This window comes from Microbacterium sp. HMWF026, assembly GCF_003061325.1.
GTDB classification, from domain to species: Bacteria; Actinomycetota; Actinomycetes; order Actinomycetales; family Microbacteriaceae; genus Microbacterium; species Microbacterium testaceum_E.
Map to the genome: position 1 here is coordinate 1 of NZ_QAJB01000370.1, position 1,684 is coordinate 1,684.

Here is a 1,684-nt window from a genome sequence, read left to right on the forward strand (position 1 = left end):
CCCGGGGACCGGCGCTTCGTCGTGCGGACCGATGCCGTCAGCCGGTGTTCTGCAGTCCCGCGGCCACACCGCTGACCGACAGCAGCAGCAGACGCTGGTGTTCGGCATCCGGGGTCGGATTCTCGCCGTGCGCATCGCGGAGCGCGCGCAGGGCGCGTAGCTGCAGCAGCGACAGCGCATCGACGTAGGGGCTGCGCATCTTCACCGCGCGCTGCAGCACCGGCTTGTTGCCCAGCAGGTCGCCGCCGGTGATGCGCTCGACCCAGGAGCGGGTGAGCAGCATCTCGTCCATGACGAGCTGCGCGAGGTCCTCGCGGTCGCCGAGAGCCAGGTAACGACGAGCGATGCGCTCATCGGCCTTGGCCAGGCTCATCGCGACGTTGTCGATCATCGTGCGGAACAGCGGCCACTGCTCGTACGCGTCGCGCAGGCGCTGCTCATCGCCGACGGCGTCCAGGGCGGTGCCCAGACCGAACCACCCGGCGAGGTTGATGCGGGCCTGCGTCCACGAGAACACCCAGGGGATCGCGCGCAGGTCCTCGAGCGACTCGACCGACAGGCCGCGGCGCGCGGGCCGCGAGCCGAGGGCGAGGTGGCCGAGCTCCTCCATCGGGGTGACCGTGGCGAACCACGGCGCGAAGCCCGGAGCCTTCACGAGGGCGAAGAAGCGCTCTCGCGACGCCACATCCATCGTCTGCGCGACGTCGGCGAAGGCTTCGGCCGCCCCGCGGTTGCGACGCTCGATCGAGGGGGAGGAGGCGGTCAGCACCGCGGCCGCCACCTGGTCGATGTGACGCATCGCGATGTCGGGGTCGCCGTACCGGGCGAAGATGACCTCGCCCTGCTCGGTGAGCTTGAAGCGGCCGTCGACCGAATGCGGGGGCTGAGCCAGGATCGCCGAGTTCGCCGGACCGCCACCGCGACCCAGGGCACCGCCGCGGCCGTGGAACAGCGTCAGCTCGATCCTCTCGGCCTCGGCCCACGTCGCGATCTTCGCCTGCGCCTTGTACAGCGCGAGGTTGGCGGCGACCGGACCGACGTCCTTCGACGAGTCCGAGTAGCCGAGCATGACCTCAAGGCGGCGGCCGGTGGCATCCAGGCGATCCACGAAAGCGGGGTGCGACACGATCTCGGCCAGGATGCCGGGCGCGGCCTGCAGGTCGGCGAAGGTCTCGAACAGGGGGATGACGTCGAGGACCGGCGGCTGCTCGCCGGGGCCGACGGCGTAACCGGCCAGCTCGTGCACGTTGGCGAGGTCCTGCGCGGACTGCGTGAACGAGACGATGTAGCGGCCCGCGGCGCGGGGACCGAAACGCTCCTGCACGAAGGCGATCGAGCGGAAAACCTCGAGGACCTCTTCGGTCAGCTCGCTGCGGGCGCCGCCGGCGCGCAGCTCGTCGAGCACCTTGCGGTGGACGGCCGAGTGCTGGCGGACCTCGAGCTCGGTGAGGTGGAAGCCGTAGGTCTCGACCTGCCACACGAGGCGCTGCAGCGCTCCATAGGCCTGTCGGGCCGCCCCGGCCGCGACCAGGGAGTCCTGGACCGTGCGCAGATCGGCGAGCAGGTGCTCGGGGTCGCGATACGCCAGGTCGGCGTCGCGCGTGCGGGTCGCGGCGATCTTGCGCGCGAGCAGCAGCAGGATGCGGCGGTGCGGCTCGTCGGGGGAGCGCTCGGCGATCTCGGC

The 1,684-nt window shown here is 71.4% G+C and carries 1 protein-coding gene; it reads right to left on the bottom strand.

The window, feature by feature from the left end; all coding sequences use genetic code 11:
- Nucleotides 1–37: 37 nt before the first annotated feature.
- The coding region (locus DBR36_RS18520) for a phosphoenolpyruvate carboxylase (protein ID WP_258222857.1) at nt 38–1,684 on the bottom strand (1,647 nt) is incomplete at its 5' end.